This window comes from Streptomyces sp. NPDC059866 (genome assembly GCF_042731325.1).
In the GTDB taxonomy this organism is placed as follows: Bacteria; Actinomycetota; Actinomycetes; order Streptomycetales; family Streptomycetaceae; genus Streptomyces; species Streptomyces flavusporus.
Window position 1 is genome coordinate 105,776 of record NZ_JBHWJT010000019.1, and the last position, 26,581, is coordinate 132,356.

The following is a 26,581-nucleotide window of genomic DNA, read 5'->3' on the forward strand; positions in this document are numbered from 1 at the left end:
ACGCAGGTCCCCGCCCGGTGTTGCCGGGCGGGGACCTGCGTGTGCGAGGAGCTCGTCCTGCGGCCTGGGGGTCCCGCACAGGAGCTGGGGCCGTCACATCGCGGTCGGCGTGCGGGTCCCGCCCCGGGACCGGGACAGCAGGGTGCCCAGGACGATCATGCCGATGCCCAGGACGAAGTGCAGCCAGTCGTCGGCCGTGTCGAACGGTACGAAGTTCGCTCCGCTGTCGTGGTCGATGATCAGGCCGTACAGCCACAGCACCAGGTAGATCACGCCCCCGGCCAGCAGGAACGTGCGGGCGCCCGAGGCCGTGCGGGCCATGGCGATACCCGCTACGCCGAATGCCAGGTGCACGAGGTTGTGCAGGACGGACACCTGGAAGATTCCGAGCAGTTGGGCCCCGGAGTCTTCGGAGGCAAACTCCATCGTGCTGTAGTCGGTGGTGATCCCAGGGATGAACCCCAGGACCCCCACGAGCAGGAACACTGAACCGACCAGCAGCGCTGCCCGCTGGACGGGGACGCGGACGTTTGTCCTCGCGTGCGTGGAGGTCGTCATGGCCGCATTCCTTCCTGTCGCGGCGCCTTCGCCGGCGCCGAACGGCGGCGAGTACTCCTCGGGCGAGTACACCTCGCCCGGAGGCGCTGTCTCACGTTGGATTCCCGCATCCGACCGCGGTCGGATGCACGGAAGCGGTCAGGCCGGCCCGCGGGACCGCACGGCCGTCCGTCGGCAGGGCGGGCGGGGGGCATGCACCGGCCCGGCGATGCGTCGGTCACTGCGTTGACGTCGCATCGAAGCCCGGCGATGAGGATGTGCTGTGCCAGCCGTCATGTCCTCAGGCCTGGATGTGCCGTTCCAGTGAGTGTCGTAGGTGGTGCAGTCCGCGGCGGGCGTTGCTTTTGACGGTGCCCAGGGGCCAGCCGGTACGGTGGGCGATTTCGGTGTGGGTGAGGCCTTCATAGAAGGCCAGGTACAGGACCTGCCGCTGGGGCTCGGAGAGGTGGGCCAGTTCCTGTTGGAGCAGGATGCGGTCGAGGACGGCGTCGGTGGCGTCGGCGGGGCCGCCGCGGGGTGCGAGAACCGCGAGGGTCTCTCTGGCTGCGGCGATCAGTTCGCTGCGTCGGGTGCGGGCTGTGAGGGCGTCGGCGATGCGGTGGCGGGTGATCCCGATGATCCATCCGGCGATGCTGCCGCGTTCGGGCCGGTATCCGTGCCGGCCTCGCCACAGTCCGAGGAACACCTGTTGTGTGACGTCCTCGGCTTCCTTGGCATCGCCCAAAGAGCGCCAGGCGAGTGTGTGCACCAGCGTCGCCCAGCGGTGGTACGCCGCGGCGAGACAGACCTCGTCGCCTGCGATCAGCCCTGTGGCAAGCTCTTCGTCGGTGGGCGGCTGCCTTGTGGGCAAGACGGCGCTCGGAGTGAGCGGACAAAGGCTCATGGCGCTGGCTCCTTACCTCAAGGGCAGTTCTCCTGTCGACTCCGCCATCCTGGGAGTGCGGAAGCAAGCGCCACCACCTGCATCGATTGTGCGTCGTACAGTCGTCGTATGGCGCATTCGGGGCAGAACGGCACATCCGGGCGGGCCCGCTCCGCAGCCTTTCGGCGCGAGGATCCGGGGCTCACCACGGGGGCGGTCGCGCGCCGGCTGGGTGTGTCGCCCACGACGCTGCGGTCATGGGACCGTCGGTACGGCATCGGGCCCGCACGCCGTGCCGACGGCCGGCATCGCCGCTGGTCCGCGCGGGATGTGGCGATGCTGGAGGCGATGTGCCGGTTGACCGCAGCCGGGATGCCGCCGGGCGAGGCGGCGCGGGTGGCCAAGGGCGAGGCGGCGCGGGTGGTGGCCAAGGGCGAGGCGGCTGCCGTCCCGCACGACACGGCTGCCACCGCGCCGGCACCGTCCGGCGGCCTGGCACGGCCTGGCCCTGAACCGTCCGGCGTCCCCGGACCGGGCGGCCCGGAACCGGTCGGCTTGGCACTGCCGGGTGACCCAGGACCGGCGGGTGGCCCCGGGCCGGCGGGAACGCTTCCCGGGGGCGACGTGCTCCAGGCTTGTCGTGGCCTGTCCCGGGCGGCGGTACGGCTCGACGCGCCCGCAGTGGAAAAGCTGCTGGCACAGGTGGTCGAGGGGCACGGGCTCGCCGTCGCCTGGCAGGACGTGATGGTCCCCGCGCTGCACGCGGTGGGACGCAACTGGGAGTCCTCCGGCGACCGGTACGTCGAGGTCGAGCACCTGCTGTCCTGGCATGTCTCCACCGTCCTGCGCCGCTGCACGCCGCCTCCCGCGCCGCCGGGCGGGGGCATGGCGCCGGGGCCGGTCGTGCTGGCCTGTGTGCCCGGGGAGGAACACACGTTGCCGCTGGAGGCGCTCAATGCCGGGCTGGGCCGGCTCGGTCTGCCGACGCGGATGCTGGGCGGCGCCGTACCCGCCGAGGCGGTGACCGCGGCGGTGCGACGTCTTGGCCCCGCGGCCGTCGTCCTGTGGGCGCAGGCCCGCTCCATGGCCAGCGTGCCGCTGGCCCGGCATGTCGCCGGCATGCGGTGGGGGGTGAAGGGCGCGCGCAGGCAGCCGCTGGTGGTACTGGGCGGTCCCGGCTGGGCCGGTCACTCCGCCTCGGGGATGCTCAGGCCGACGGGGCTGCGGGAGGCGATGGAGATGCTGTCCGGTGTCCGCGGGGCACCGGTGGCGCCGGGCGATGCGGCTCGGTGACGGTCCGGGAAGCCGCGGCACGGGTGGTCGTGCCTGTGCCGCGGCACCGTGTGCGCGTGGGGCGGGTGGGCGCTCGCGAAGGCCTCAGGAGCAGGCCGCCGTGTCGCCCGCACGGGCGGTGCGGAAGCGGTCGAGGCCGTGGGAGAGGGCGATGACGGGGTCCGGGTAGTCGAGCGCGGCGCGGTCCGGGCCCGGCAGCTTCCACGGCTCGTGGATCGCGGGCCCCGCCAGGGCGGCCAGTTCGGGCACCCACCGGCGTACGTAGTCGCCGCCGGGGTCGTACCGCTTGCCTTGGAGGACGGGGTTGAGGACCCGGTTCGGGCGGGTGTCCGTGCCCGTCCCGGCCGTCCACTGCCAGTTGAGCTGGTTGTTGGCCAGGTCCCCGTCCACCAGCCAGTGCAGGAAGTGCCGCGCGCCGATCCGCCAGTCGACGTAGAGGGTCTTGGTGAGGAAGCTCGCGGTCAGCAACCGTCCACGGTTGTGCATCCAGCCCTCGTGATGCAGCTGGCGCATCGCCGCGTCGACGACCGGGTAGCCGGTACGGCCCTCCCGCCACGCCTCGATGTCCGCGAGAGCCTCCTCCTCGGTGCGCCAGTGGTCGTGCCGGGTGCGGTAGTCGGTGCGGGAGGTGTCCGGGCGTGCCGCCAACACCTGGCGGTGGAAGTCGCGCCAGGCGAGCTGTCGTACGAATGCCTCGGCGCCCGAGCCGCCCACGCGGCGTGCCCGGTGCGCGAGTTCGACGGGAGACAGGGTGCCGAAGTGCAGGTGAGGGGAGAGCCGGGAGGTGCCGTCACCGGCCAGTTCGTCGCGGCGGTCCTCGTACGCGCCGAGCCCGCCGCGCAACCAGGCGACCAGACGTTTTCTGCCCTCGGTCTCACCGCCCCGTGCCAGCCCCGGGGACAGGGCGCCAGGAGCGCCGCGGGAGGGCAGCGGCTGCGAGCCGATGCCGTCCGGGACGGGCACCCTTCGGGGCACGGCGAGGGGTGTCCGCAGGGGGTGCTGCGACCAGTGCCGGAAGTAGGGCGTGAAGACGGAGAAGTGGTCGGAGGAAGCGGGGGTGACCGCGCCGGGCGGCACGGCCGTGGCCACCGTGTCGTGCACGTGCAGGCGCCTGCCCTCCGCCTCCAGGGCCCGGCGCAGCCGCGCCTCACGCCGGTGGGCGTGCCCGCTGGCGTCGGCCGCCAGGTGCACCTCGTCGGCGTCGGCCTCGGCGGCCGCCTTGCACACCTCGGCCACCGTGTCGCCGGAGCGCACGACGAGCCGGCCGCCGCGCTCGCGCAACCCCGCGTCCAGATCGCGCAGACAGTCGGCGAGGAAGGCGAGCCGGTTGGGAGCGGCGAATCCCGCCGCGTCCACGGCCGGGTCGCGCACGAACAGCGGTACCACGTCTCGCGAGCCGTCCAGCGCCGCCCGAAGCGGCGGATGGTCGTGCAGCCGCAGATCGCACGTGAAGACGACGACCGAGACGTTCATGGCGGTGGCTCCGGTTCTGGGCGGGCGGGTGGTTCCCGGGGCGTGTGTTGCCTGTTTCCGGCTGGGGGCACCGGGCGGTTGTGTCATGTGTCCTTGGTTTACGGCGGGGGCTGAGTCCCTGGTTTCCGACTGGGGCGCTCCCCCGGATGCGTGGTCAGGAGACGGCGGCCCGTTCCCGCGGCGGCAGGAAGGGCGTCCTGGCCGCTGCGCGGGCGATGTTGCGTGCCATTCCGCCGAACACCAGGGCGTGGAAGGGCGAGACGCTCCACCAGTACACCTGCCCCAGCAGGCCGCGCGGATGGAACAGGGCCCGTTGACGGTAACGGGTGCGGCCCGCCGCGTCCGTGTCGGCGTACATCTCCAGCCAGGCCAGGCCCGGCAGCCGCATCTCGGCCCGCAGACGCAGCAGCCGGCCGGGGTCGATCTCCTCGACCCGCCAGAAGTCCAGCGAGTCGCCGACTCGCAGTCGCGCCGCGTCACGGCGGCCACGGCGCAGGCCCACTCCGCCGACGAACCGGTCCAGCCATCCCCTGACTGCCCAGGCCAGCGGGAAGGAGTACCAGCCGTTGTCACCGCCGATACCCTCGATGACCCGCCACAACGCCTGAGGGGAGGCGTCGACGGTCCGCTCACGGCGGTCGGTGTAGAGGCTGCCGCCCGCCCAGTCGGGATCGGTGGGCAGCGGGTCGCTGGGGGCGCCGGGCACGGAGGCCGACGACCACCGGGTGGTGACCTGCGCGTCACGTACCCGCCTGAGCGCGAGCCGTACCGCTTCGTCGAAACCGATCGGATGGCCGGGCGGGTCGGGCACATACCGTGCGATGTCATGTTCCTGGCAGACCACCTCGTGGCGCAGTGACTCCGTCAAGGGGCGGGCGATGGCGGCAGGTACCGGGGTGACCAGCCCCACCCAGTGGCTGGACAGGCGGGGGGTGAGAACCGGGACGGGCAGGATGCGACGGCGCGGCAGGCCCGCGACGGCGGCGTAACGGACCATCATGTCGCGGTAGGTCAGCACATCCGGACCGCCGATGTCGAACGACCGGTTGACGTCAGCGGGCATACCGGCGCTGCCCGCCAGGGTCCGCAGCACGTCCCGCACCGCCACCGGCTGGATACGGGTGTGCACCCAGCTGGGCGTGACCATCACCGGCAGCCGCTCGGTGAGATAGCGAAGCATCTCGAAGGAGGCCGACCCGGAGCCGAGGACGACCGCCGCCCTCAGCACCGTCGTGGGCACCCCTGACTCCAGCAGGATCCGGCCGACCTCGGCACGCGAGCGCAGATGCGGCGACAGGTCCTGCTCGGGCACCTCGGCGGGGGTCAGCCCGCCGAGATAGACGATGCGCCGCACGCCCGCCGCGCGGGCACACCGGGCGAAGACGCGCGCCGCACGCCGGTCGGTGTCCTGGAAGTCGCGGCCGGTGCCGAGGGCGTGCACCAGGTAGTAGGCGACGTCGACGCGGGCCAGGGCGTCGGCCACCGACGCGGCGTCCGTGACGTCCCCGCGCACCACCTCCACCCGGCCGGCCCAGGGATGGCCGCGCAGCCGCTCCGGCGAGCGCGCCAGGCACCGCACGCGATGGCCCGCGGCCAGCAGTTCGGGGGCCAGCCGCCCACCGATGTAGCCGCTGGCCCCGGTCACCAGGCAGGTCAGGCCCGCGTCCGTACCGTCAGCCGCCATCGTCCCGCCTCCTTCGCGGCGATTGCCTGTCCATGGTCGCTTCCCCGGCAAGGCGGGTTACGGATGCACAGCGGGCCGTTCGTTCCGGGCGGCCCGGCAGCCACACCGTCCAAGACCGCCAGCGCCACCCCGTACCGGGCGGCCGTAGCGCCCGAGCTCCTCGGCGGCCTTCGAGACCTCCGCCCTCAAGCGCTGTGGAGCCGCCGTAGCCGGGGGACGGCCTGAACAGCGTGTGCGGACCACAAGCCCGTTGCCGGGCCTGCCGAGGTGATGTGACGGCAGGGGAGGTGTGGTGACGGCAGGGGCAATACCGTCTGCCACGCGTGGGCGGGTGCGCCGAGGGCCCCCGTACGATGCCGACGGCGCCGCACCACACAAAGGCCCGTTCATCCGGTTTGAGCGGCGGGTGCATCCGACCGCGGCGTCGGCACCGCATACCTCTACGCGTCACACCGATGACGCCCTCCCCCACAGGCGTGCCGCCGGCCGAGCAGGCGGGCGGTTGTCCAGCTCTGACGCACCTCCCGCCGACGGACCGTGGAGGCTGCCGGGGCGGAGGGAGCGTGCAGGCCGTGCTCCGGGGCGCTGCGGTGTGGCCGACGAACCATCCGGGCCGACTGAACATGGAGGTACCCGTGGCCATTCGCCATCGTCTGATCCACGTCAGCCCCAGTGCCGTATGGGCCGTCCTCGCCGACGGCGACCAATACGCGCAGTGGGTGGTGGGAACCGCGAAGTCCCACCCCGTTCGCGGGCATTGGCCGCAGTCGCACGCGGCGCTGCACTACCAGATCCGCTTCGGCCCGCTGCGCCTCTCCAACGAGACGGTCGTCCGCCACAGCCAGGAGGACGTCAGCTTGGAGCTGGAGGCCCACGCCGGTGTGCTGGGCACGGCGCGCATCGCGATCGAGCTGCGGCCGTGGGGCGAGCACTGCCTGGTGATCCTGGACGAACACCCCCTGCGGGGAGCGGGCGGCCGGCTGCACAACGCCGGCTTCGAGGCGCTGATCCACCTGCGCCACCGCGCCATGCTCGCCCGGCTTGCTCGGCTGTGCGAGAGCCAGGCGCCCCGCGCCGGCCGTCCAGCCCTGCAGCAAGCGCAGTTCGCGTCGGCGGTGCCGGCCGCGGGCGGAGCCGGCCATGCCTGACGCCGTGGTCATCGGCGCGGGCCCCAACGGCCTGGTGGCCGCCGACGTTCCGGCGGACGCCGGGTGGAGAGTCGAGGTGCTGGAGCAGCAGCCGGAGCCCGGAGGCGCGGCGCGTCACGACCGAGGCGTCGATGCGGCCTTCGTCCACGATCTCTTCAGCTCCTTCTACCCGCTCGCAGCGGCCTCGCCCGTCCTGACCGCGCTGCGCCTGGAGGACCACGGGCTGCGGTGGAGCCACGCGCCCAGTGTCCTGGCGCATCCCCTCACCGACGGCACCTGCGCCGTCCTGGACCGGAACCTCGACACCACCGCCGCGTCCCTCGAGGCCTTCGCACCGGGCGACGCAGCCGCCTGGCGACAACTGCACGAGGTGTGGCAGCGCCTGCGCGACGACCTCCTGGACGCTTTGCTCACCCCGTTCCCTCCCGTCCGCGCAGCAGCGCGGCTGGCGCTGCGGCTGCGCGCGGCGGGCAGACTGCGCATGGCACGCTCCCTGGTGCTGCCGGTGCGGTCCCCGGGCGCAAGGCCATCCCCGGGCACTGGACGTTCCAGATCCTCCATGCCTGCGACGCCACCTACTACCGGCCGTTCCAGCACCTGGAGGCGAGCCCGCTGCAGGAGTCGGCCCAGGGCCGTGACCACCTGACGAGGCGGAGATGAAGGAGGGCCGCCGTACGCACGGCCACCCCGACCACACCGCGCGCCCGCCCGCCCACGCACGCGCATCCCGAAACCGCCCCCGCAGGGAAGTAGAAGTAGCCGACAACACGGCCACCGAACCGGGAAGGAAGGGCAGCCCATGCACACGAGCCCACTGGCCGACCGTACGGTCGCTGTCACCGGAGCCGCCCGCGGCCTGGGCGCGGCACTGGCCCACGAGATCGCCCGGCGCGGCGCCCGGGTGGCGCTGCTCGGACACGAGAAGGCCGCCATGGACGCGGTGGCCGCGGCCCTGCCGGGGCCGGCCCTGGCCGTCGAGGTCGACGTCACCGACCCCACCGCGCTCGACGCAGCGGCCCGCGCCGTACGCGCCGGCCTCGGACCCCCCTCCGCCGTGGTCGCCAACGCGGGCATCGCCGAGGGCGGCCCCTTCCTCGCCTCCCACCCAGCCGCCTGGCGCCGCGTGATCGACGTCAACCTCACCGGCAGCGCTCACACGGCCCGGGCCTTCCTGCCCGACCTGCTCGACACGGCCGGCTACTTCCTCCAGATCGCCTCACTGGCCTCGATCGGCGCCGCCCCCCTGATGAGCGCCTACTGCGCCTCCAAGGCAGGTGTCGAGGCCTTCGCCCACACCCTGCGGGCCGAGGTGGCGCACCAGGGGGTCGGCGTGGGCATCGCCTATCTCAACTGGACGGACACGGACATGATCCGCGACGCCGACCGGCACGCCGTCCTACGCGAACTGCGCGCCCACATGCCGGCGCCGGCCCGCAAGGTGTATCCCGTGGACACGGTCGCCGCCCGCCTGGTCCGCGGCCTGGAGCGCCGTCGTACGGCCGTGTACGCGCCGGCGTGGCTGCGCCTGACCCAACCGGTGCGTGCGGCCCTGCCACCCGTGGTACTGCGTATGTCGCGCCGTGAACTGCCCCGCCTGGAGGCCGTGGAGCCTCTCCGATACACCGGACCACTCGGCGCGGGTGGCCTGGCCGACCGTGCTGCCTCCGGGCCGGGTCCCTGACATCGTGGTGGACCAGCGCAGCCGGCCTCCCGCTGCCGGCGCGATCAGGTTCACCATGATCCCGTGCGACTCGCCGGCCGGCTTCGCGCCGCGGGCAGCCCGGCCACCCCAGGCCTTCGCTGCCGCGCACGACAGGTTGTTGTCCAGGCCGGACATGCCGCCCCGTCGTCAGGACGACTCGTCCGCAGCCCTGCTTGCTCGACCACGTACGCACACGCGGCCCGCATCGTGTGGGACGAGCCGATGAGTGAACGTCGAGGTGGGCTAGGGCTCGCTGAGGTGACTCGGGCAGGCCGCCCCGGCAGGTGATCCCGGCGTTGTCGACGACGATGTCGATGCGGGGGCCACCAGTCCGCGCGTGGGGCGATACGGTGCGGGGTCCAGGCGGGCGGGAGGGCGATGCTGAGGAAGGTGAGCCGCTCCAGGTCGTCGGACATGTGGTCTCCTCGGCGCTCGCCCCCCTTGCGATGCCGCCGCCCGCCCCACCCCACGCAATCGAACGCGCGAACGACGTGCCGCTGATCTATCGCCCGACCTGCCGCACCTCCGCAAGGTCGAGACATTCCTCGCGCTCGCCCAGGGGCGGGTCCGAGAGGAGATCGCCGAGCAGGAGCGCGGGGAGACGGAGCGGCAGCGCGGCGTCCAGGCTCGACCGCCCGCCCCGACCGGCTGACCGAGCGGGGCCTGCCCGGGCAGGACTCGGTGTACGTCCACGCCAGGGACTGCTGGACCGCAGGGAAGCAGTCGGCGGGGATCAGCCGGGAGCAGGCCCTGCGCGCGCTGGCCGACGGCATCAAGGGGTGTACGGACCTTGGCCTTGAAGGCCTTCCCGTTCGCCTTCGCTTCGGCCACCAGCTCGCGTAGCGTCATCCCCCCGACCACCGGAAACAGTGCCCGGCGTACGACCTCGTCCGGCTTGTCGACGGCCGCCGTCGCCAGCTTGAAGAGAGCTTCTCCACCCGCCGCTCGGCACGGGCGTTGATCTTGGACACCAGGGCGACCAGCAGGTCCACCAGGGCGGCGGTGATCTCCGCCGGGCGTGAGGAGCACAGCGCCGCGAGCAGGGTGATCCGTACGCCCTCGCTGGTGTCGCGGAAGTCGGAGGGGTACGTCTTGATCGCCCGTGCCCGTCGGGCAGCCCGAGCTTGCGCACGTCGTAGAGCTTGGTGATCTCGGTCAGCAGGGAGTCCAGGCCGACCGCGCCCGGGTCGCGCTTGAGCGCGGCCAGCAGGGCGGTACCCGCCTCATTGTCCTCGGCCACCAGACAGCAGCCGGGCCGTGCCCGTCTCGCCCAGGTGGCCGATCGTGCGGGCGCAGAACGTCTCCTCCCTCTTGCTCCGCCCCGCGACGAGTACCTTCTCGCCCCGGGTACAGCCCGGCGGCTCGATCTTCCGGGCCCGGCACTCGACCAGCAGGGCCTCGCGCGGCCGGTCCTCCACCAGCTCGACCGGGCAGACCTCCACGGCCAGCCACTCGGCCAGCGCCTCTCGTCCGCGACCGTTGACGGCCGAAACCCCAGAGCCTCGCGGATCTGCTTGCGGTGGTACTCGGCAGTCCGGCCGACCAGCGTGTACTTCGCGAAGTCGGTGGCCGGAACCTTCACCAGATCGGCAACGTACTCCACCGCGGCCGGCGGGCCCTCTTCCAGCACATCGGGGAACCGGCCTTCCAGCTCGAAGAACTTCAGCAAAAGGCTGAAGCCGAGCCGGGTTCTCACGCTCTTGTTCGCCACCGGGTCCCAGTCGCCGTCTACCAACGTCCAGTTCGCCAACAGCTCCTCTGGCGATCACTCTCGCCGCACGCCCGCTCCTTTGGCCTCGATCACTCGATCAGACCGACGACGGCGCCCAGGACAGGGAAACGGGACCCGTCCGGCTGTCCGAGACCTACTTTGCGGCTGGTGTCCGAGCTAGGACTCCGGGGCCGTCTCTACGAGTTCAATTAGACCGCCGTTCGTGGGCGATATCGGCCGGCGATCACCCGTAGAGCGAGCGGATTCCCGGGCTGTTGCCCTTGAAACGCTGGCCTGCGGCGATCTCCTCGCCGACCATCGACCAGACGGTCTCGTCGTCCTGGAAGGGGAGCGGGTCGATGCTGCTCGTCTCCTGACGGATACGCTCGACCTCGCGCTCCAGGCGCTCGAAGTCGGCTTCCTCGTCGCCGTCGTCACCGCTGAAGGTGAACTCCTCGAGCAGGCGCTGGAACCGGAGGGTGACCTGGACGAGGGAGGAGACGTCCGTGTGGAGTTCCCGCACGGCCTCCTCGTCGGCGTCGAAGGCGTGCACCTTGCCGGAACCGGGGTCGAGGGCGAGGTGGGCGTTGAGCAGCCAGCCGACGACGGGCCATTCGCCCGCCTCCTCCGAGGCGTCCTCGAAGTCCTCGGCGTCCACGACATCCTGGACGAGGGGCAGCCGACCGGAGTTTTCGTCGGGCTCACGCAGCCAGAGCGTCCCGGTCGGGACGCCGACGGTCTGCAGGAGGCGGGCGCCCTCGGTGTCCGCGGTGGAGGGCGGGAAGGCGGTGGCGGGGAGGGTCGCGAGCCGGTCCTCGCCGAAAATGTCGGCGAGTTCGCTGCGGGTGACGTCGAAAAGCACTGCCGGAACTCCGAACTCGGCGGCGGCATGGGCGCCATGGGACTCTTGGTGGACGGAAGCGGTCACAACAACAGCGTTGCGGATCGAGGTGCTTCGGGCGGCTCCGACCGCGGAGTTGCCACCTCAAACGCATGTTCCCACTTCCTCGTACCAAGCATCGAACGGATGGAGTTTCCACATCTCCGACCGACGAGCAGCATGCCCCCCTGAACGAACCAGTCGGTCCTGCGCGGTGTGCAGCCATCAGAAACGGCGCATGAGAAGGCACTCGTGTCCGTTATGAGTCGCGAGCCAGACGTCGGCGCATCATGCGCCAACCGAGACTTCGCTCTACGAGCTCGCAACAGGATCTTGTGGAGGTGCGCTGGTGGGCATGACCCCGCGGTGACCGAGCTGGACTTGAGGTCTTGGCAGCGTACAACTGCGACAACAAGGCCTTCTGCTATTTGAGTTGGTTGACGCTACCGAGCTACCAAGGGGCCCTGTTCTCATGCCCGGCCCCAGCCGCGATCACCCGATCGAGACTCCCGTTCGACGGACACCACTCAAGATCGGAAAGACAACAGCTTCTAGCGCTCCGGCCCAACACTCTCCAGGACAGTACGTTTTCGGCGCAGCTTGCCGCAGGGGAAACCGCTCACACAAGGGGCTGGGCAGTCGGAGCTCGGCTTCCCCGCCCGTACGTAGCGTGGTCGGGGAGCCATCGATCCTTGTGGCACGTACAGGCTGGTTCAGGTGCCGGCGACCGGGTATCGGCTTGTGATCGCGACGCGGTTGAAGGCGTTCATCAGCGTTGACAGCCAGGCGACCGCCGAGACCTGATCTGCGGAGAGCACAGCTGCGGCCGCGTTGTAGTCCGCGTCGCTCACGTGCCCTTCCGACACGCGGGCGATCGCCTCAGTCAGACGTAGGGCCGCGCGGTCGGTCTCTGAGAAGTAACCTGTTTCTTCCCACGCGGGCAGCACTGCGATCCGGTCCGGGTTCTCACCTTTCTTGAGCGCGTCGCGGGTGTGCATTCTGAGACAGAACGCACAGCCATTGATCTGGGATGTGCGGATTTTCAAAAGCTCGACCAGGAGCGGGTCGAGACCTGCCGCGGTGGCGGTCTCTTCCACCGCCGACGACAAGGCGAGAAGAGCCTTGTAATTGGTCGGGTGCTGCTTTCCCATGTTGACGCGTTGCTTCTCAGTCTCTGACTCAGTCATGGGTTCCTCCTCGTCGTGTGGCCGGACGACCCATAAGGGCTGCCTCGGCCTCGCCTCATCTGTGCCATTGTTGCGAGCGGCGGTGATGCGCAATGGGAATTACGTCTTCGAGCTTCTCACCGCGCTTTTGTTCCCGCCTGGTAAGGACCAGGGCCCGGTCGAAGCCGGTGCGCGGAGCAGCTTTCGGCTCGCCCCCAGCACGCCGGTCAGGCGTAGAACTCCTCCATGGACCAGCTGCCTTGGTAGTCGGCGAGCTTGAGGATGGCATCGGCGTCGTCGACCGGGGGGTAGATCCATTCGGCGTTGATCCGACGCTTGAGCGCCTTGCCCTGCTCTCTCGTCTTCTGGACGGTCCGGTCCCAGCCCGTGGTGACTACCGCGCCGGCGGCCCCCAGGTCCAGGCACGTGACGTAGGGATTCGGGGCGAAGGGCGCCAGGTCCAGCCCGAGAACATCGGCGGCCACGTTGTGGCCGGCGAACTTGCCCATCGGGATGGCGTGCTGGCAGCTCTGCATCACCGTGTGTCCCGCTTCGGCGACAGCCGCTGCGGTGTCACCCGTCGCGAACACCTCGGGCGCTCCGAGAACGCGCAGGAACTCGTCCACCCGCAGTCGCCCGCCCCGGTCGCGCTCGCCGGGGATGCACTGGGTGAGCGGGCTGGCGGCCATGCCGGCCGTCCAGATCACGGTGGAGGACGGGATCAGTTCGCCGTCGGAGAGCTCGACCTCGCTGTCGGTGACCAGCTCAACCGTCTTGCCCAGGCGCAGCTCGACGCCAAGATGACTCAGGGCGGAGCTGATGGGCGGGCGCGGACCTTCGCCCAGCTCGGGGCCCAAGACGTCGGCGCGCTCCACCAAAACGACGCGTACATCATCGGCGTCGCCAGCCACTTCCCGCAGTCGGGCGACCAGTTCCGCGGCTATTTCCAGGCCGGTGAAGCCTGCTCCGATGACGACTGCGGTGAAGCGACCGGCCGTCGCCGGGCGCTGCGGCAGGCGTCGCACGTGGTGGTCGAGGGCCGCGGCGGCATCCAGGGTGTCCACGTCGAAAATCCACTCGGAGCCGGGGATCGCCGGGCGCACGAGCTGGCTGCCGGCAGCCAGCACCAGACGGTCATAGCCCAGCACCGTGTTCCGGCCGCTTCGGACGATCGCGTTCACTGTCCGGCTGTTGGTGTCGATGTCGGTGACGGTCGCGGCGATCCGCCGTACCCCGATCGGACCGAGCACCCGGTCCAGCGCCACACGCATCACCTGCGGATCGGCCTCGTAGAGCCGCGGACGGATCACCAGGTCATCACCGCTGCTGACCACCGTCACCTGCAGTTGCTGCTGCGGCACGCCGTGGGCGCGTGCCGCGCGTACGGCGGCTGCGGCGGCCCACACACCGGCGAACCCACCACCAATGATCAGGATGTTCTTCATCTGGATGCATCTCCGGAAGGCACGGTCATGCCGCGCGGGAAAAGGATTGGTCGCACCCCAGCGCCTGGCGAACATGTCTTGCCACGGTGGGGAGCGTGTGCGTCGTTCTCGGCCTGCACGTCGGCGAGTCTCTGCTCGGCCAGCGCCTTCCGTCAGAACGCTTCGGCTCCTCATGGCGGTCGCCGTCCCGACGGACCATGACGCGTACGGGCACGTCCTGCAAGCGCAGGTGCTCGATGACATTGCGGCCCACGCCGCCCACGCCTGCGATGAGGACGAGGTGACTGGCAGCCATCGGTCGGTCTCCTTCTCTGTAACGGGACAAGATCGCGCATTCGCATCCGCGTAGGGGAACGGGGTCGCGCAGACGATCCCATTAAGAGCATATGCTCTTAATTCCAGAAGGTACCAGAGTCTGCCGCGCCCCCTGTTGTCGTGATGGGCGACACGAGACCGTGCCGGTCTTACGGGCACTACTGCCCGGCCGGATGTCGCCGGAGATCGAGGAATGCTTCCAGAGCGCGAAGAACGAGTACGGCCTGGACCAGATGGTGGCGAGCCCCGAATCCAGCAGCGAGCGGGTTGTCATCGGCGCGGCGGACGGGACGCCGTGGCATGCAAAGAGGGTGCGCGCGGTGGCCTTGTTCCGGCACGTCTGCATCACCTCGGGCGGGTTGGCGGTCGGGGACCGAGGGCGCGGGCGAGCCGGGCCGTGGGGACGAGGTACCACTCGTTCCAGGTCAGGACACCGGCAGGTCGTACCGTTCTGCGAGCGTGCGGCCGACCGCGAACAGGGCCGTGGTATCGCTGGGGCCGGCGACGACGTGGTCGATGATGAACGGTTTCTCCCACGTCGGCTCGGCCTCGCCGACGAGCAGGACACCGGCTGCACAAGGGACCTGTCGGCTCAGGGAACAGCTCACTCGCTCTCGGAGGAGCGACCCTCTTCCGTCACACGAACGGTCTGGGCCCGTCCGTGGCCGGCGCGCTCATGGACGGGGGGAGCCGGCGTGCGTTCGATCTGCAGGCTGAGCAGTTCCGGGCGGCTGTAGTGTCCGCGCGCATCCATCAGGCGCTTGCGCACGTCGATCTGCGCGAAATCCAGGTCGGCGATGACTTCACCTTCGCCGGACGTGAGCGGCTCCCCCAAGATGCGGCCTTCGGGATCGACGATGGCGATGAAGAAGCCGCCGGAAATCGCGCCGACCGGGCCGCCGGTGTCCTTGGCGATCTGCGCCTGCTGGCCGGTATCGAGCCAGGCGGTGGCGTTGACAACGAAGCAGGCCGACTCCAGTGCATGCTGGCGGATGTTGACCTCGATCTGGTCGGCGAACTGCTGGCCGCCGAAGGAGCCGGGGTACATCGCGGCGTGGATCTGCTCGCCGTCGGCGATCAGGGCATAGCGGGCCAGTGGAAGGTAGTGCTCCCAGCAGGCGAGCTGGCCGACACGGCCGACGGCGCTGTCCACCGCGCGCAAACCCGACCCGTCACCCTGGCCCCAGATCATGCGCTCGTGGTAGGTCGGCGTGATCTTGCGGCGACGCTGAATCAGCGCTCTGTCAGCGTCGAACAGCAGCTGCGTGTTGTAGATGGTGCCGCCGTCACGCTCGTTGACACCGATCGCGACGACCGTCTGCGCTTCTCGGGCGGCCTTGGCGAGCGCGTCGGTCTCGGCGGACGGAACGGTCACCGCCTCCCCGAGCAGGCGCAAGTGCTCCTTGGACATCATGTAAGGCGGCTGCACGAAGGAGAAGTAGGGATAGTGAAGTAGGAATAGTAGGGAACGACGGTCTCTGCGAAGACCGCGAACTGGACACCCTGCATCCCCAGGTCGCGGATCTTCTTCACGACCTTTTCCACGGTCCCGGCCCGGCTGTAGAGCACGGGGCTGATCTGTACTGCGGCGGCTCGTACGACAGTCACCGTAAGGCCCCTTCCGCATGCACTGACTGTGCGCTTCGCGGTGTTACGCCTGCCAAAGAGGCCGAGGGTTCAGCGCGGATCACTTCCACAAGCCACTGAAGGCAAGAACGGGCGCGGGTGGAGACGCCGGTCCGGCGACGCGAGCGACGTGCTGCAAGGCCGGCTATCGCTGCCCAATTGAACCCTGGTCGTAGTCCTTCAGCAGTGCCTGGCAGGCGGAGCGGGCGATCCAGGCCTGGGCGCGGTCGAACGGCCAGGCACGTTCGCCGACGAGCGTCATCCAGGCGTGCGGGCCGAGGTGGAACCAGAGGATGTCGACGGCCTCCGCGTGGGAGACGTCGGCACGGAGGCCGTCGAGCGCCACGAGGCGGTCAGCCACACGGGTCAGGGCCTGGACGTAGTCGTCGGCTCCCCTGTCCAGGACCGCTTGGACGGCGGGTTCGCCCGGCGGGTTTCGGTAGAAGAGCCCGTACACGAGGTCCCAGTGGCGTTCGTGGGTGAGCCGGGTGCCCTCGGCGGTCACCTCGATCACGGTGCGCGGGTCGTCGCTGGCCTCGACGGCGGCGAGGTTGTCGGCGATGGCCGGGTCGGTCAGGGCCGGCTCCAGCAGGGCCGTCAGGATGCCCGGCTTGTTCCCCACGCTGCTGTACACGGTCGGGACGGCGATCTTCGCCGCCTCCGCGATCTCCCCGATGGTGACCCCGGCATACCCGCGGGCCAGGAAGAGCGTGTGCGCGCTGCTCAGGACGGCCTCACGCGTCGCGGCAGCCGCGTCGTTGCGGCGGGGGGAATGGTACTTCCGGGTGGTCACCCACGCATCTTACCTCCCGCACAAGGAGTGACTATTGACAATAGTCACTTCTAATGAATATGTTCGATACTGTGACTATAAATCATTCTAAGGAATCTGTCGCGGTCATCGAGACCCGCCTTGCCCACCAGGTCCACCGGGTTGCCACCACCCTGCTGGCCGAGGCGGCCGTTCGCCCCTCGGTGCCGCTCGCCGCCTTGGCGCAGCTGCGCGACTTCCTCGTCGCCAACCTGCGCCACCACCACGAGACCGAGGACAACGACCTGTGGCCGCGGATCGTTGCGGCGCAGCCGGCCACGCAGCCCGGGCTCGGCGCGCTGAGCGAGGAGCACGAGCGGCTGGACGCCGCCCTCGACCTGCTGGCCGCGGTGAACCTGAGCGGCGACGAGGTTCAGGGCGGGCCCGACGAGGCCGTCGGCACAGGCCTCGGCGGCGGCGCGGCGGACGGCCCCCGGACCGCGCTGCGGGACGCGGCCGTCGCGGTGCGCGACACGGTGCACGACCACCTGGCCCACGAAGAGCCGCTCCTCTTCCCCGCGCTCCGCGACCACCTCAGCCCCGCGGAGTGGCAGGACTTCGCGCAGCGGGTGATCGCGACCACGCCGCCGGTGGCCGGACATCTGATGGTCGGTTTCCTCGACGAGGTGGGCACGCCCGCGGAGGTGGAACTGGTGCTCGCGGGCCTGCCGGAGCCGGCGCGCCCGCTCCTTGCCGCCATGCGCCTGCAGGCGACGGACGACCTGCGGATCCTGCGCGGGACCGGCTCATGACCTCCGCCGTCCGGTGGCCAGACGTCGCGGACGCCGTGATCAGGGGCGACCTCACGGTTGCGGTCGCCTATGTCACTCCGGCCGACGGTGCCGTGGTCACCAGCGTCTCGCCGGTAGGCCTCGCAGACCGGGAGGCGGGCCGGGTCGGCTTCACCACCTCGCTCGGCTTCCCCAAGAAGCTCGAGCGCATCCTGCGGGACCCGCACGTGGCACTCGCCTACCACACGCGTGAGCACGGCTTCGCCGCAGGCAGCTCGTACGTGCTCGCGCAGGGCACCGCTTCGGTCGACCTGCGCCCCTCGCCGCAGCGCCTGGCGGAGCTGATGCGGGCCTCTGAGCTCTTCCTCGGGGAGACCAGGCGTGGGCCGATATGGGACTGGCTACTGCGCGAGTACCACCAGGAGCGAGTCTTCGTCGACGTCGGGGTCGAGCGCGTCGCCCTCTGGCCCGATCCGGCAGCCCGCGGCGCGATGACGGTCACCGGCGCCGCCTGGCCGAAGGCACCGACCGCGCAGAGGCCGCCGAGGAAGGGTACCGGCCCGCGCGTCGACCTCGCCGCGCTCGCGCGGCAGATCGGCGGGCTGCCGCACCGGCTGCTGGCCTACCGCGGCGCAGACGGCTTCCCCGTCATCGTCCCGGTGGCGGTCACCGGACACGACGACGCGGGACTGCACCTCGACGTGCCCCCTGGACTGTTGCCGCCGGGCGGGCGCAGAGCCGGGTTCCTCGCCCACGCCTTCCGGCCTCAGTGCGTCGGGCTGGGCATGCGAACGCTCACCGGCTGGCTGACCGTCACCGATGAAAGTGCCCGCTACGCCCCCCACACGTCCAAGGGACTGGCCGCGCCACCGAACAAGACTCTCCTGACGGTCTCGAATGGCCTGCTGGCCAAGTACGGGCTGTGGCGTGCCCGTCGTGACGGCACGGCTGCCCGCCTGCAGAACCTCGCCCGCGGCCGGGTGGGCTGACATGGAAGGCCACGGGGCCGCCCCGCGATGCCGAGAGCCCTGACGGCCGGCAGAGCTGCACCTCTGACGGCCGGCGACATCTCCGCCCACCCACGGAATCTCGACGCCACCCGCCCGACGCCCGGCCCCCCAACGGCGGTGCGCTCGACGTCGGCACCGTCCTGAGAGCGCACCCCACTTGCTGCTGCACCGCTGACAGTGCCCGAACTACCCGGTGCCCGGCAGGAGTCGACCAGCTCCTGCCAGGCACGCATCTTCCGCACCTGCCTGAACAGGTCACATCTGACGTCGTCCGAGTAACTGACGAGAAGTAGCCGGCCACCTCACCGACCTGACGCGCTGGCCCGCTGACTGCCGGCGCCGCGGAGCCGACCACCGCGCTGCACCACCTGTCGAAGGCGCGGGATTCCTGTCCCGGGGCTGATCACACCTGACACGCACTTTCCGATCGGAGAAATACTGATGAATTCCTTTGCTGTACACGCCGGTTCGATGTTCGACGGCTTCAGCCTGTCCGGTCCCGCCACCGTGCACGTCTCGGGCGACCGCATCCTGCGCGTGGACCGCACCGGCGCGCTGCCCGCTGACGGCACCGAGGTGATCGACCTCGGCCCCTCGGCCTGCCTGCTGCCCGGTCTCATCGACACCCACGTCCACCTTGCCTTCGACGCCGGTCCAGACCCCGTAACCTCCTTGGCCTCTACCTCCGACAGCGACCTCCTGGCGCACATGCGGGCCGCGGCCCGGTCCGCTCTGCTGGCCGGCATCACCACCGTGCGCGACCTCGGCGACCGCGGCTACCTCTCGCTGGCCCTCGTGGAGGAGATGGCCCAGCACCCGGAGCTGGGGCCGGAGATCCTCCCCGCGGGCCCCCCGCTGACCACACCGGGCGGCCACTGCCACTTCCTCGGCGGCGAGGTCGAAGGCGTCGAATCGCTCCGCGCCGCTGTCCGCGAGCATCACACACGCGGCTGTGCCGTCATCAAGATCATGGCCAGCGGCGGCCACATGACACCGGATTCCGTGCCACCGCACGCGTCACAGTACGGCCTGGAGGACCTGCGTGTCGTCGTGGACGAAGCGCACCGCCTCGGGCTGCCGGTGGCCGCCCACGCCCACGGCGTCCAGGCCATCAGGGACGCCGTGGAAGCGGGCGTCGACAGCCTGGAGCACGTCTCCTTCCTCACCGGTGACGGCATCACCCCCGACCCCGACCTCGTCGACGCCATCGTGAGGAAGGGAACCTTCGTCAGCCTGACGCTGGGCCTGGCCCCCGGCAAGGCCGTGAGGCCGCCGAAGGCCATGGCCGCACATGTCATGGCCGCCCATGTCAATGCCGTCTTGGACGCCTACAGCAATCTGCACAAGCAGGGTGCCAACGTCGTCATCGGATCGGACGCCGGCACCGCGCCCTGGAAGCCTCACGACGTCCTCCCCCACGGCGTGGCCGACCTGGCCCGGTTGGGCGTGGCGCCGCTGGACGCGCTGATCTCCATGACCAGTCTGGCAGCCCGCCTGTGCCGTGTGGAGGGTCGCAAGGGCCGGATCACCGCCGGTGCCGACGCCGACCTCCTGGTCGTCAACGGCAACCCCATGTATGACCCTGCAGCCGTCCTGGACGTGCAGGCAGTCTTCCGCGCCGGTATCCGCGTGCGCTGATCAGGGTCGGGGGCCGCGCTCGCGGCGGTACGGGATGACCAGGCCGGTGCCCCGGTAACCGCCGTCGGCGATCACCGTGGTGTTGCCGACGTAGGGGTACGCGCCGGGGCCCGAGACGACGTCGTGCCACACGCCCTTGAGGGCGAAGCCGGCGCCGTTGGACAGGGCGACGCGGACGTCGGACGTCGCGTCGGCGGTGAAGCTGGCGACGTCGTCCTTGCCGTCACCGGTGACGTCGGTCGGCGAGCCGCCGAGTATCACACCGCCCGCGTTGCCGTAGAAGACCTCCCGCTCGGCGATGGACGTGAAGGTCTTCTCGCCGCCGGGCCGGCCGATGATACGGACCCCGTCGCCCGCGGTCGGGTCGAAGGAGAAGGTGTACGTGCGGTGCGCGCCGGCCGTGTTGTCGTACGGGTAGGCGGGGCCGATGCGCTGACCGGAGACGTCCGCCCACTGGTTGTCGCGCCGGACCTGCACGCGCAGGTCACCGGCGAACCAGCCGCCGTCGGGGAACATGTCGCCGGTCGTGTAGACGACCTTGTTCATCATGTACTCGCGCGGCCAGGTGTAGCCCCACCAACTGGCGCCCTTGTGCTCGTCGTTCCAGTCGTCCTCGTTCTGGTCGCGGTTGCCGTCGGCGTAGAAGGCGTCCTTGCCGAAGTGCGTGGCCCGCTGGACCGGGACGGTGCCGGGCTCCCGGCCGAGGTTGCGGGCCGGGTCGGCCGCGTTTCCGGGAGTGGTCTCGCGGCGGGGCTCCAGGCTCATCTTCCGCAGGGAGAAGGTGTACGCCCAGTGGTCGCCGTGCGGGTAACCGCCGCCGCAGGGGCAGACGTTGGACTGGAGCCACATCGACTTGCCGTCGGCGCTGATGTACTTCGACGGGATCGTGGTCGCGTAGCCGCCGTGCTTGGTGTGGGTCCACGGATAGCCGCCGAAGTCCTTGGTGGCGAAGTGCTTCCAGGGGCCCCACGGGGTCGGCGACTCGTAGAACTCGAAGGTGTACTCGGTCCACGAGGTGTAGATGTAGCGGTTCAGCGGCTTGTTGTAGACCACTCCGCCTTGGCTGAGGACCGTCATGTCCCGCGCCCGGCCGGCGGTGAAGACGTCCTGGTAGATGTGCCGGTCGTCGTGGAGGACGGGCTGCCGCCGGGAGATGTCCGGGGACCAGACGGGGTTGCCCGAGGCGTCCGAGCCCGCCATGTACTGCCAGGCGTTCTTGTCCATGATCGAGGACTTGTGGACGCGGGCCAGATACAGGTCGACGGGGTCGGGGACGGTGTTGTCGAAGGAGTCCCGCCAGTTGTGGTCCAGGCCGTAGGCGTAGACGTAGTCGTCGGGAGCGTTGGCGTAGTTCTTGCCGTAGTCCAGGAACATCACCGTGGTGAAGACGCCGCCGCCGAACATCGGCTCGTTGCGGTTCCAGGTCCAGGTGCGGCCCTTGTCGATGGACTTGGCGATCGTCGCGGCGGGCGCGTCGTTGAAGTCCATCGCCAGGTCCTGCACCGCGAGGTAGAGGTCACCGTTCACGCAGGCCATGCCGGTGGGCTTGCGGTTGTGGCCCGCGCTCCAGATCTGGCTGACGTCCGTGGAGAGCTGCGATCCGGTCAGGCCGCCGGGCATGCCGGAGATCTTCGCGACGCCGATGTCGCTGTAGTCGCCGCCGAAGCCGACGCCGTCGCCGTACGCGGTGTACACGTTGTCGTCGTCGGCCCAGCAGTTGGGCCACAGGTCCCCGTGGTTCTGGTTGTCGCCGACCGCGGGCGCACCCACGGTGGCTGCGGGATCCACGGAGACGGTCGAGAAGAAGTCGCTCGCCGGAGGGGAACCGGCCGCGAGGGCAGCGCGGGGTGCGGTGTCCGCGGCCGAGCTGGGCGGTACGGCGGTGAGCGCGGTACTGAGTGCGAGGAAGACCGCGGCCAGTGCACGGACCGCACTCCTGGCCGGTCTGAAGGGTGGGGCGGCTCTGTTCATGGACTGTGCTCCCGGTGAGGGTCGATCCAGTAGCCGAAATCGATTTCAGCGCACGCTACTAAAGAGCCTCATGAGCGTCAACCACCCTGGAAAACAAGGCGATTAGGCCGGAAAGGACGCGGTATGCACCTGGCCGGAGATCGGCCGGATCTTGGCTCCATGACCGCAGCAGTGCCCCGACCGTGAGAAACCCTTTTCAAACCCGGGTAGAGTCAAAGAACCCACGGTGAACGCGCTGGCGTGACAGCGCTCTGCCCGGCGGACGAAAGGTGTGGACACGACAGTGGTGACGATTCAGGACGTGGCGCGTGCCGCGGGAGTCTCGCCGGCGACGGTGTCGCGGGTCTTCAACGGCGGCAAGGTCACGGCCGCCCGCGCCGAGTCCGTGCGGCAGGCCGCCGCCGAACTGGGCTTCTCCCCGAACCGCCTCGCGCGGTCCCTGCGCAAGCAGCAGTCGAGTGTGATCGGCCTGATCATCCCCGACATCGAGAACCCCTTCTTCACGTCGCTCGCCCGGGGTGTCGAGGACGCGGCCCAGCGCACCAGCATGTCGGTGGTCCTGTGCAACTCCGACGAGGACGTGGACAAGGAGCGCCGCTACCTGGACATCGCCCTGGGCGAGCACATGGCGGGCGTCATCGTCGCCGCGGCGTCCCGCGACCGCACCGACCTCAGCCCGCTGCTCGACCGGGGCATGCCCGTCGTGGCCGTCGACCGCCGTCCGCACGACGCCGACATCGACGCCGTCATGGTGGACAACCAGCACGGCAGCGAGGTCGCCACCCGGCATCTCCTGCGCGCCGGATACCGGCGCATCGCCTGCATCACCGGACCGGCCGGGGCGTCCACGGCCGAGGAACGTCTGGCCGGCTACCGGTCGGCGCTGCACGGCGAGCTCGGCGGTGACCTCGGCGACCCGGCCCGCAGGGAGGCGTACGTACGGTACGGGGACTTCCGGGTGGAGGGCGGCCGGGCCGCCATGGAGGAGCTGCTGCGGCTGCCCGAGCCGCCGGATGCGGTGTTCGTCGCCAACAACTTGATGACCGTGGGTGCGCTGGAGGCGCTGCGCGAGGCCGGCCGGACGCCACCCGGGGTGGGGCTGCTGTCCTTCGGTGATGTTCCGTGGGCGGCGCTGACGGGGTCCTCGCTGACGACGGTCGAGCTGCCGTCGTACGACCTCGGGCGGACGGCCTGTGAGCTGCTGCTGGCGCGGATGGCGGGAACGGCGGGGCTGTTGCAGACGGTCGTGCTGCGCACGACGTTGCGGGCGCGGGAGAGCACGGCGGGTCCCACGGAGGGCTGACCGGGCCCGAACAGCGGAAGAGGCCGCCGGTGGCGAACCGGCGGCCTCCCTTGTGTGCGCGCTACTTGATGCCCGACGTCTTGATGGACTCCACGATCTGGCGCTGGAAGGCGAAGAACAGCGCCAGCATCGGGAGTGCGGCCACGGTCGCCGCCGCCAGGATGTAGTTCCAGTTGGAGCCGTACTGCGTCTGGAACGAGGCGATGCCGAGCTGGACCACGGTCAGGCTCTGGTCGTTGGTGGCGACCAGCGGCCAGACGAAGGCGTTCCAGTTGGCGAGGAAGAAGAAGACCGCCAAGGCGGAGAGGATCGGCCGGGACATCGGCAGCACGATGTTCCAGTAGACCCGCCAGTGTCCGCAGCCGTCGAGGACCGCGGCCTCCTCCAGCTCCTTGGGCAGCCCCAGGTAGAACTGGCGCAGCAGGAAGATGCCGAAGGCGTTGAAGATCGCGGGGATGATCAGTCCTGCATAGCTGTCGAGCAGGCCCAGTTCACGGACCACGACGAACAGCGGGATCAGCACCACGGGCGCGGTGACCAGCAGCGTCGAGAAGATCGCCAGGAAGATCTTCTCCCGGCCCGGGAACCTCAGTCGCGCCAGCGCGTACGCGGCCATGGAGTGGAACAGCAGCGCGACGATCGTGATGACGGCCGAGATGAAGAAGCTGTTCCAGAGGTAGCGGACGAACGGCACCTCGGTGAAGACGTAGACGAAGTTGTCGACGGTGAATTCACGGGGGATGAGATTGCCGTCGGTCACCGTCGAGCGGGTCTTGAAGGCCGCGGAGACCATCCACAGGACGGGCAGAACGCTGATCACCGACACCACGACGGCCAGCGCCGTCAGGCCGGCCCGCCCGGAGAGCCGGCGGCGGCCGCCCACCGTGTTCGCTTCACTCGCCATCGTCGAACCTCCCGCCTCTCGTGAACCTGAAGATCACCGCGGAGCAGATGACCATGATCAGCACCAGGAACGAGCCCATGGCCGAGGCGTAGCCGTACTCGCCGAATCCGAATGCCTGCTGGTAGATGTAGAAGATCGCCAGTGAAGTGCCGTTGGCGGGACCACCGTTGGTGAGCACGAAGACCAGGTCGAGGCCGCCGGTGATGGCGGCGACCGTCGACATCAGCAGGACGAAGAAGCTGGTGGGGCGCAGCAGCGGCCAGGTGATGGTGCGGAACGTGGTCCACGGCCCGGCGCCGTCGATCTTCGCGGCCTCGTAGTACTCCTTGGGGATCTCCTGGAGCCCGGCCAGGAAAATGATCATGTAGTAGCCCATCATCACCCAGACCATCACGGCGATGAGGCAGCCCAGGGCGAGCGTGGGGTCACCGAGCCAGGACTCCCCCTCGAACCCGAGTGCCCTCAGGCTCCGGTTGACCGCGCCGACCTGCTCGTCGAGCAGGAACTTCCAGAGCAGGCCGACGACGACGAGGCTGATGACGTACGGCAGGAAGAGCAGGGTCCGGTAGGCGCCCATGCCGGGGAGCTTCTGCTTGACCAGGAGCCCGAGAGCGAGGCTGACGCAGAACAGCACCGGGACGAGGATCACCACGTACAGGCCGGTGACCTTCATTGAGTCCCAGAACAACGGGTCGTTCATCATGCGCTCGTAGTTGCCGAGCCCGACCCACTCGTAGGAGCCGAATCCGCTGACCTGGAAGAAGCTCAGCACGATCGACAGCACCATGGGGATGCCGACGAATATCAGCAGGCCCAGGGCGTCGGGGGCCAGGAACAGGCCGGCGGCGAGCCACTCGCGCCGCTCACGGCTCGTTCTCGACCGGGGTGGCGCAGATGTCCGGGCCGCCGGTACGGCCGGAGTTGTACGGTCCTTCGCGGCGATGCTGCTCATACCAGGCTCGCCCCCTTGTAGCTCTTGGTGTAGGCCGCGATGGCTTCGGCGGCTCGTTCGGTCTCGCTCGCCACGCCGCGGCCGGCGAGCATGGTGCCCTGGATGGCGTCGGAGATCGCCTTGTAGACGACGGGTGGGTAGCGCGGCTCGGCGCGTCCGGCCGGGGCGATCTCGTCCTTGAACTGCTTCATCGCCACGGAGTCGTATCCGCCCTTGGCGGCGCCCCGTTCCAGCGCGCTGGAACGGGGAGCGATGTCGGTCTTGGCTACGGTGCACCAGTCGACCATGCGGTCCACCGACTCGTCGCTCATGGAACCGAGGGCCCAGGCGCAGAACTCGGCCGCCGCGTCCGGGTCGCGGCCCTGCGCGTTGGCGCAGAAGGACCAGCCGCCCAGCGCGGTGGTGTAGGTGCCGTCGGGCGGTGTGGGGAGCTTGAAGAGGCCGTACCGGAAGTCGGGGGCGAAGGCCTTGAAGCTCGCCACCTGCCAGATGCCCTGCTGCCACATGGCGACGTTGCCCGCCTTGAAGGCGCTGATGACGTCGCCGGCGGCGGGCAGGGTGCGCGGGGTGACACCGTGGCGGACCGCGTCCTGCCAGAACTGCAGGGCCTGCCGGGCGCCGGGCGAGTCGAAGGCGACGTTCCCCTGCTTGTCGAGGACGTCACCGCCGCCCTGCCACATGAACGGGTACCAGGTGAAGTTCTGGTAGTAGCCGGGGTTGGTCTCGAAGCACAAGCCGGCCCGGGTCTTTGTGCGCAGCTTGTCGCCGATGTCGAGCATCTGGTCCCACGTGGTGGGGATGTCGGCCTCGGACAGGCCCGCCTTCTCCCACGCGTCGACGGCGTAGAACATCGCCAGCGGCTCGATCTCCATCGGCAGGGCGTAGACCTTGCCGTCGACCTTGCGGCTGTCGAGCGCGGTGCCGAAGTCGTCGACGGCAGCCTTCTCCATGTGCGGGGTGAGGTCCGCGAGGATGCCGCCGTTGTAGTAGCGCAGGAAGTCGCCCGGGCTGAGCAGGAAGATGTCCGGGCCCTGGCCGGTGGCGAAGGCGGACGGCACCTTGAAGCCGTTGAGGTAGGTCGGCTGCGGGAGGTAGACCAGTTCGATCTGCCGTTTGTGGGTGGCGTTCCACCGGTCCACCAGGTCGACGAACCACTTGGACTGGGCGTTGACCGCGGGGTCGGGCGACCGCTGCGGCCCGTAGAAGTTCCAGAACTGCAGGGGGCCGTCCTTCGCCTGTGCGGTGCCGCACCCGGTGAGCAGGGCGGGGGCCGCGGCGGCGGCGCCCGCGCCGGCCAGCGCGGTCAGGAATCGGCGGCGTGAGGGAGGAGCCGGGAGCCCGGCGTCTTTGCCGTGCTGGAGCATGCGCACGCTCCTGTTTCGGAGGTGGGATGGGGAA

Annotated in this window: 22 protein-coding genes and 4 pseudogenes; 10 read left to right on the forward strand and 16 right to left on the reverse strand. The window is 70.1% G+C overall.

The genetic code is table 11. The annotated features are described in order from the left end of the window. Positions 1–93: 93 nt before the first annotated feature. Together ACFV7R_RS28275 and ACFV7R_RS28280 are read right to left on the reverse strand one after the other, a co-directional pair. Positions 94–558, reverse strand: coding sequence for a DUF4383 domain-containing protein (locus ACFV7R_RS28275; RefSeq protein WP_385268362.1), 465 nt, complete (start codon positions 556–558; stop codon positions 94–96). 280 nt (positions 559–838) lie between these two features. Continuing rightward, positions 839–1,441, reverse strand: a complete 603-nt coding sequence (locus ACFV7R_RS28280; RefSeq protein ID WP_385268364.1) for a sigma-70 family RNA polymerase sigma factor — start codon at positions 1,439–1,441, stop codon at positions 839–841. A 108-nt stretch (positions 1,442–1,549) separates the two neighbouring features. On the opposite strand from ACFV7R_RS28280, the gene ACFV7R_RS28285 reads away from it, so the two are divergent. Next, positions 1,550–2,713: a MerR family transcriptional regulator gene (locus ACFV7R_RS28285; RefSeq protein ID WP_385268366.1), complete on the forward strand. Its 1,164-nt coding sequence runs from the start codon at positions 1,550–1,552 to the stop codon at positions 2,711–2,713. 84 nt (positions 2,714–2,797) lie between these two features. Here ACFV7R_RS28285 and ACFV7R_RS28290 read toward each other — a convergent pair whose 3' ends face one another. Continuing rightward, on the reverse strand, positions 2,798–4,186 hold the full coding sequence (locus tag ACFV7R_RS28290; protein ID WP_385268368.1) for a cryptochrome/photolyase family protein: 1,389 nt from the start codon (positions 4,184–4,186) through the stop codon (positions 2,798–2,800). Positions 4,187–4,340: 154 nt separating this feature from the next. Next, a complete protein-coding gene (locus ACFV7R_RS28295; RefSeq protein ID WP_385268370.1) occupies positions 4,341–5,870 on the reverse strand; it encodes an SDR family oxidoreductase in 1,530 nt (509 codons plus the stop codon). Between the two features lie 635 nt (positions 5,871–6,505). Between ACFV7R_RS28295 and ACFV7R_RS28300 the strand changes: the two genes are divergently transcribed. The 5 genes and pseudogenes from ACFV7R_RS28300 (at position 6,506) to ACFV7R_RS28320 (ending at position 9,563) form a co-directional block, all read left to right on the forward strand. Next, positions 6,506–7,018 (forward strand): SRPBCC family protein, encoded by a 513-nt coding sequence (locus ACFV7R_RS28300; protein WP_385268372.1) that lies wholly within the window; start codon positions 6,506–6,508, stop codon positions 7,016–7,018. Then, positions 7,011–7,562: pseudogene (locus ACFV7R_RS28305) on the forward strand (phytoene desaturase family protein); the annotation flags it as partial. The gene ACFV7R_RS28300 and the pseudogene ACFV7R_RS28305, both read left to right, overlap by 8 nt. Next, positions 7,535–7,728: pseudogene (locus ACFV7R_RS28310) on the forward strand (hypothetical protein); the annotation flags it as partial. The pseudogenes ACFV7R_RS28305 and ACFV7R_RS28310, both read left to right, overlap by 28 nt. 89 nt (positions 7,729–7,817) lie before the next feature. Next, positions 7,818–8,699, forward strand: coding sequence for an SDR family oxidoreductase (locus ACFV7R_RS28315; protein WP_385268374.1), 882 nt, complete (start codon positions 7,818–7,820; stop codon positions 8,697–8,699). Positions 8,700–9,401: 702 nt separating this feature from the next. After that, the gene (locus tag ACFV7R_RS28320) at positions 9,402–9,563 is read left to right on the forward strand and encodes a DUF6233 domain-containing protein (protein ID WP_385268376.1); all 162 of its coding nucleotides are present in this window, start codon (positions 9,402–9,404) and stop codon (positions 9,561–9,563) included. A 380-nt stretch (positions 9,564–9,943) separates the two neighbouring features. On the opposite strand, the gene ACFV7R_RS28325 is transcribed toward ACFV7R_RS28320, so the two are convergent. The 8 genes and pseudogenes from ACFV7R_RS28325 to ACFV7R_RS28360 all read right to left on the reverse strand — a co-directional run bounded on the left by ACFV7R_RS28325 (position 9,944) and on the right by ACFV7R_RS28360 (position 16,656). Then, positions 9,944–10,162 carry a hypothetical protein gene (locus ACFV7R_RS28325; protein ID WP_385268566.1) on the reverse strand — a complete coding sequence of 73 codons (219 nt, stop codon included), beginning with the start codon at positions 10,160–10,162 and terminating at the stop codon, positions 9,944–9,946. A gap of 80 nt (positions 10,163–10,242) precedes the next feature. Next, positions 10,243–10,431, reverse strand: a pseudogene (locus tag ACFV7R_RS28330) (DUF4158 domain-containing protein); the annotation flags it as partial. Between the two features lie 244 nt (positions 10,432–10,675). Further along, positions 10,676–11,293, reverse strand: coding sequence for an SUKH-4 family immunity protein (locus ACFV7R_RS28335; RefSeq protein WP_385268556.1), 618 nt, complete (start codon positions 11,291–11,293; stop codon positions 10,676–10,678). Positions 11,294–12,024: 731 nt separating this feature from the next. Then, complete coding sequence (locus ACFV7R_RS28340) at positions 12,025–12,498, reverse strand: carboxymuconolactone decarboxylase family protein (protein ID WP_385268378.1); 474 nt, start codon at positions 12,496–12,498, stop codon at positions 12,025–12,027. Positions 12,499–12,704: 206 nt separating this feature from the next. Continuing rightward, positions 12,705–13,922 carry an NAD(P)/FAD-dependent oxidoreductase gene (locus tag ACFV7R_RS28345; protein ID WP_385268380.1) on the reverse strand — a complete coding sequence of 406 codons (1,218 nt, stop codon included), beginning with the start codon at positions 13,920–13,922 and terminating at the stop codon, positions 12,705–12,707. A gap of 740 nt (positions 13,923–14,662) precedes the next feature. Next, positions 14,663–14,845, reverse strand: coding sequence for a hypothetical protein (locus ACFV7R_RS28350; RefSeq protein ID WP_385268382.1), 183 nt, complete (start codon positions 14,843–14,845; stop codon positions 14,663–14,665). Further along, entirely contained in the window at positions 14,842–15,651 is an 810-nt protein-coding gene (locus ACFV7R_RS28355; RefSeq protein WP_385268384.1) for a nitrilase-related carbon-nitrogen hydrolase, read from the reverse strand. The genes ACFV7R_RS28350 and ACFV7R_RS28355 overlap by 4 nt, the downstream gene beginning before the upstream one ends. 357 nt (positions 15,652–16,008) lie before the next feature. Continuing rightward, a complete protein-coding gene (locus tag ACFV7R_RS28360) occupies positions 16,009–16,656 on the reverse strand; it encodes a TetR/AcrR family transcriptional regulator (RefSeq protein ID WP_385268386.1) in 648 nt (215 codons plus the stop codon). A 71-nt stretch (positions 16,657–16,727) separates the two neighbouring features. Here ACFV7R_RS28360 and ACFV7R_RS28365 point away from each other — a divergent pair, with 71 nt between their 5' ends. The 3 genes from ACFV7R_RS28365 to ACFV7R_RS28375 all read left to right on the forward strand — a co-directional run bounded on the left by ACFV7R_RS28365 (position 16,728) and on the right by ACFV7R_RS28375 (position 20,053). Beyond that, positions 16,728–17,426, forward strand: a complete 699-nt coding sequence (locus ACFV7R_RS28365; RefSeq protein ID WP_385268388.1) for a hemerythrin domain-containing protein — start codon at positions 16,728–16,730, stop codon at positions 17,424–17,426. Further along, on the forward strand, positions 17,423–18,394 hold the full coding sequence (locus ACFV7R_RS28370; RefSeq protein ID WP_385268390.1) for a hypothetical protein: 972 nt from the start codon (positions 17,423–17,425) through the stop codon (positions 18,392–18,394). Before ACFV7R_RS28365 ends, ACFV7R_RS28370 begins: the two co-directional genes overlap by 4 nt. Positions 18,395–18,856: 462 nt before the next feature. Next, positions 18,857–20,053, forward strand: a complete 1,197-nt coding sequence (locus tag ACFV7R_RS28375) for an amidohydrolase family protein (protein ID WP_385268392.1) — start codon at positions 18,857–18,859, stop codon at positions 20,051–20,053. A 12-nt stretch (positions 20,054–20,065) separates the two neighbouring features. Here the strand turns inward: ACFV7R_RS28375 and ACFV7R_RS28380 are convergent. After that, positions 20,066–20,158: pseudogene (locus ACFV7R_RS28380) on the reverse strand (IS5/IS1182 family transposase); the annotation flags it as partial. Between the two features lie 2,149 nt (positions 20,159–22,307). On the opposite strand from ACFV7R_RS28380, the gene ACFV7R_RS28385 reads away from it, so the two are divergent. Then, positions 22,308–23,327: a LacI family DNA-binding transcriptional regulator gene (locus ACFV7R_RS28385; protein ID WP_385268394.1), complete on the forward strand. Its 1,020-nt coding sequence runs from the start codon at positions 22,308–22,310 to the stop codon at positions 23,325–23,327. A gap of 61 nt (positions 23,328–23,388) precedes the next feature. Here ACFV7R_RS28385 and ACFV7R_RS28390 read toward each other — a convergent pair whose 3' ends face one another. Genes ACFV7R_RS28390 through ACFV7R_RS28400 form a run of 3 tightly spaced genes read right to left on the reverse strand, consistent with a single transcriptional unit; the run spans position 23,389 to position 26,547 of the window. Then, positions 23,389–24,231 carry a carbohydrate ABC transporter permease gene (locus ACFV7R_RS28390; protein ID WP_385268396.1) on the reverse strand — a complete coding sequence of 281 codons (843 nt, stop codon included), beginning with the start codon at positions 24,229–24,231 and terminating at the stop codon, positions 23,389–23,391. Continuing rightward, positions 24,221–25,183: a carbohydrate ABC transporter permease gene (locus ACFV7R_RS28395; RefSeq protein WP_385268398.1), complete on the reverse strand. Its 963-nt coding sequence runs from the start codon at positions 25,181–25,183 to the stop codon at positions 24,221–24,223. The genes ACFV7R_RS28390 and ACFV7R_RS28395 overlap by 11 nt, the downstream gene beginning before the upstream one ends. Continuing rightward, complete coding sequence (locus tag ACFV7R_RS28400) at positions 25,180–26,547, reverse strand: ABC transporter substrate-binding protein (protein WP_385268400.1); 1,368 nt, start codon at positions 26,545–26,547, stop codon at positions 25,180–25,182. The genes ACFV7R_RS28395 and ACFV7R_RS28400 overlap by 4 nt, the downstream gene beginning before the upstream one ends. Positions 26,548–26,581: the final 34 nt, after the last annotated feature.

Excerpts from the sequence above, each read along its gene's own strand:
- ACFV7R_RS28295 (WP_385268370.1), bottom strand. The coding sequence starts at position 5,870 with ATGGCGGCTGACGGTACGGACGCGGGCCTGACCTGCCTGGTGACCGGG.
- ACFV7R_RS28345 (WP_385268380.1), bottom strand. The coding sequence starts at position 13,922 with ATGAAGAACATCCTGATCATTGGTGGTGGGTTCGCCGGTGTGTGGGCC.
- ACFV7R_RS28400 (WP_385268400.1), bottom strand. The coding sequence starts at position 26,547 with ATGCTCCAGCACGGCAAAGACGCCGGGCTCCCGGCTCCTCCCTCACGC.
- ACFV7R_RS28275 (WP_385268362.1), bottom strand. The coding sequence starts at position 558 with ATGACGACCTCCACGCACGCGAGGACAAACGTCCGCGTCCCCGTCCAG.
- ACFV7R_RS28315 (WP_385268374.1), top strand. The coding sequence starts at position 7,818 with ATGCACACGAGCCCACTGGCCGACCGTACGGTCGCTGTCACCGGAGCC.
- ACFV7R_RS28355 (WP_385268384.1), bottom strand. The coding sequence starts at position 15,651 with ATGATGTCCAAGGAGCACTTGCGCCTGCTCGGGGAGGCGGTGACCGTT.
- ACFV7R_RS28390 (WP_385268396.1), bottom strand. The coding sequence starts at position 24,231 with ATGGCGAGTGAAGCGAACACGGTGGGCGGCCGCCGCCGGCTCTCCGGG.
- ACFV7R_RS28340 (WP_385268378.1), bottom strand. The coding sequence starts at position 12,498 with ATGACTGAGTCAGAGACTGAGAAGCAACGCGTCAACATGGGAAAGCAG.
- ACFV7R_RS28290 (WP_385268368.1), bottom strand. The coding sequence starts at position 4,186 with ATGAACGTCTCGGTCGTCGTCTTCACGTGCGATCTGCGGCTGCACGAC.
- ACFV7R_RS28280 (WP_385268364.1), bottom strand. The coding sequence starts at position 1,441 with ATGAGCCTTTGTCCGCTCACTCCGAGCGCCGTCTTGCCCACAAGGCAG.
- ACFV7R_RS28395 (WP_385268398.1), bottom strand. The coding sequence starts at position 25,183 with ATGAGCAGCATCGCCGCGAAGGACCGTACAACTCCGGCCGTACCGGCG.
- ACFV7R_RS28285 (WP_385268366.1), top strand. The coding sequence starts at position 1,550 with ATGGCGCATTCGGGGCAGAACGGCACATCCGGGCGGGCCCGCTCCGCA.
- ACFV7R_RS28370 (WP_385268390.1), top strand. The coding sequence starts at position 17,423 with ATGACCTCCGCCGTCCGGTGGCCAGACGTCGCGGACGCCGTGATCAGG.
- ACFV7R_RS28375 (WP_385268392.1), top strand. The coding sequence starts at position 18,857 with ATGAATTCCTTTGCTGTACACGCCGGTTCGATGTTCGACGGCTTCAGC.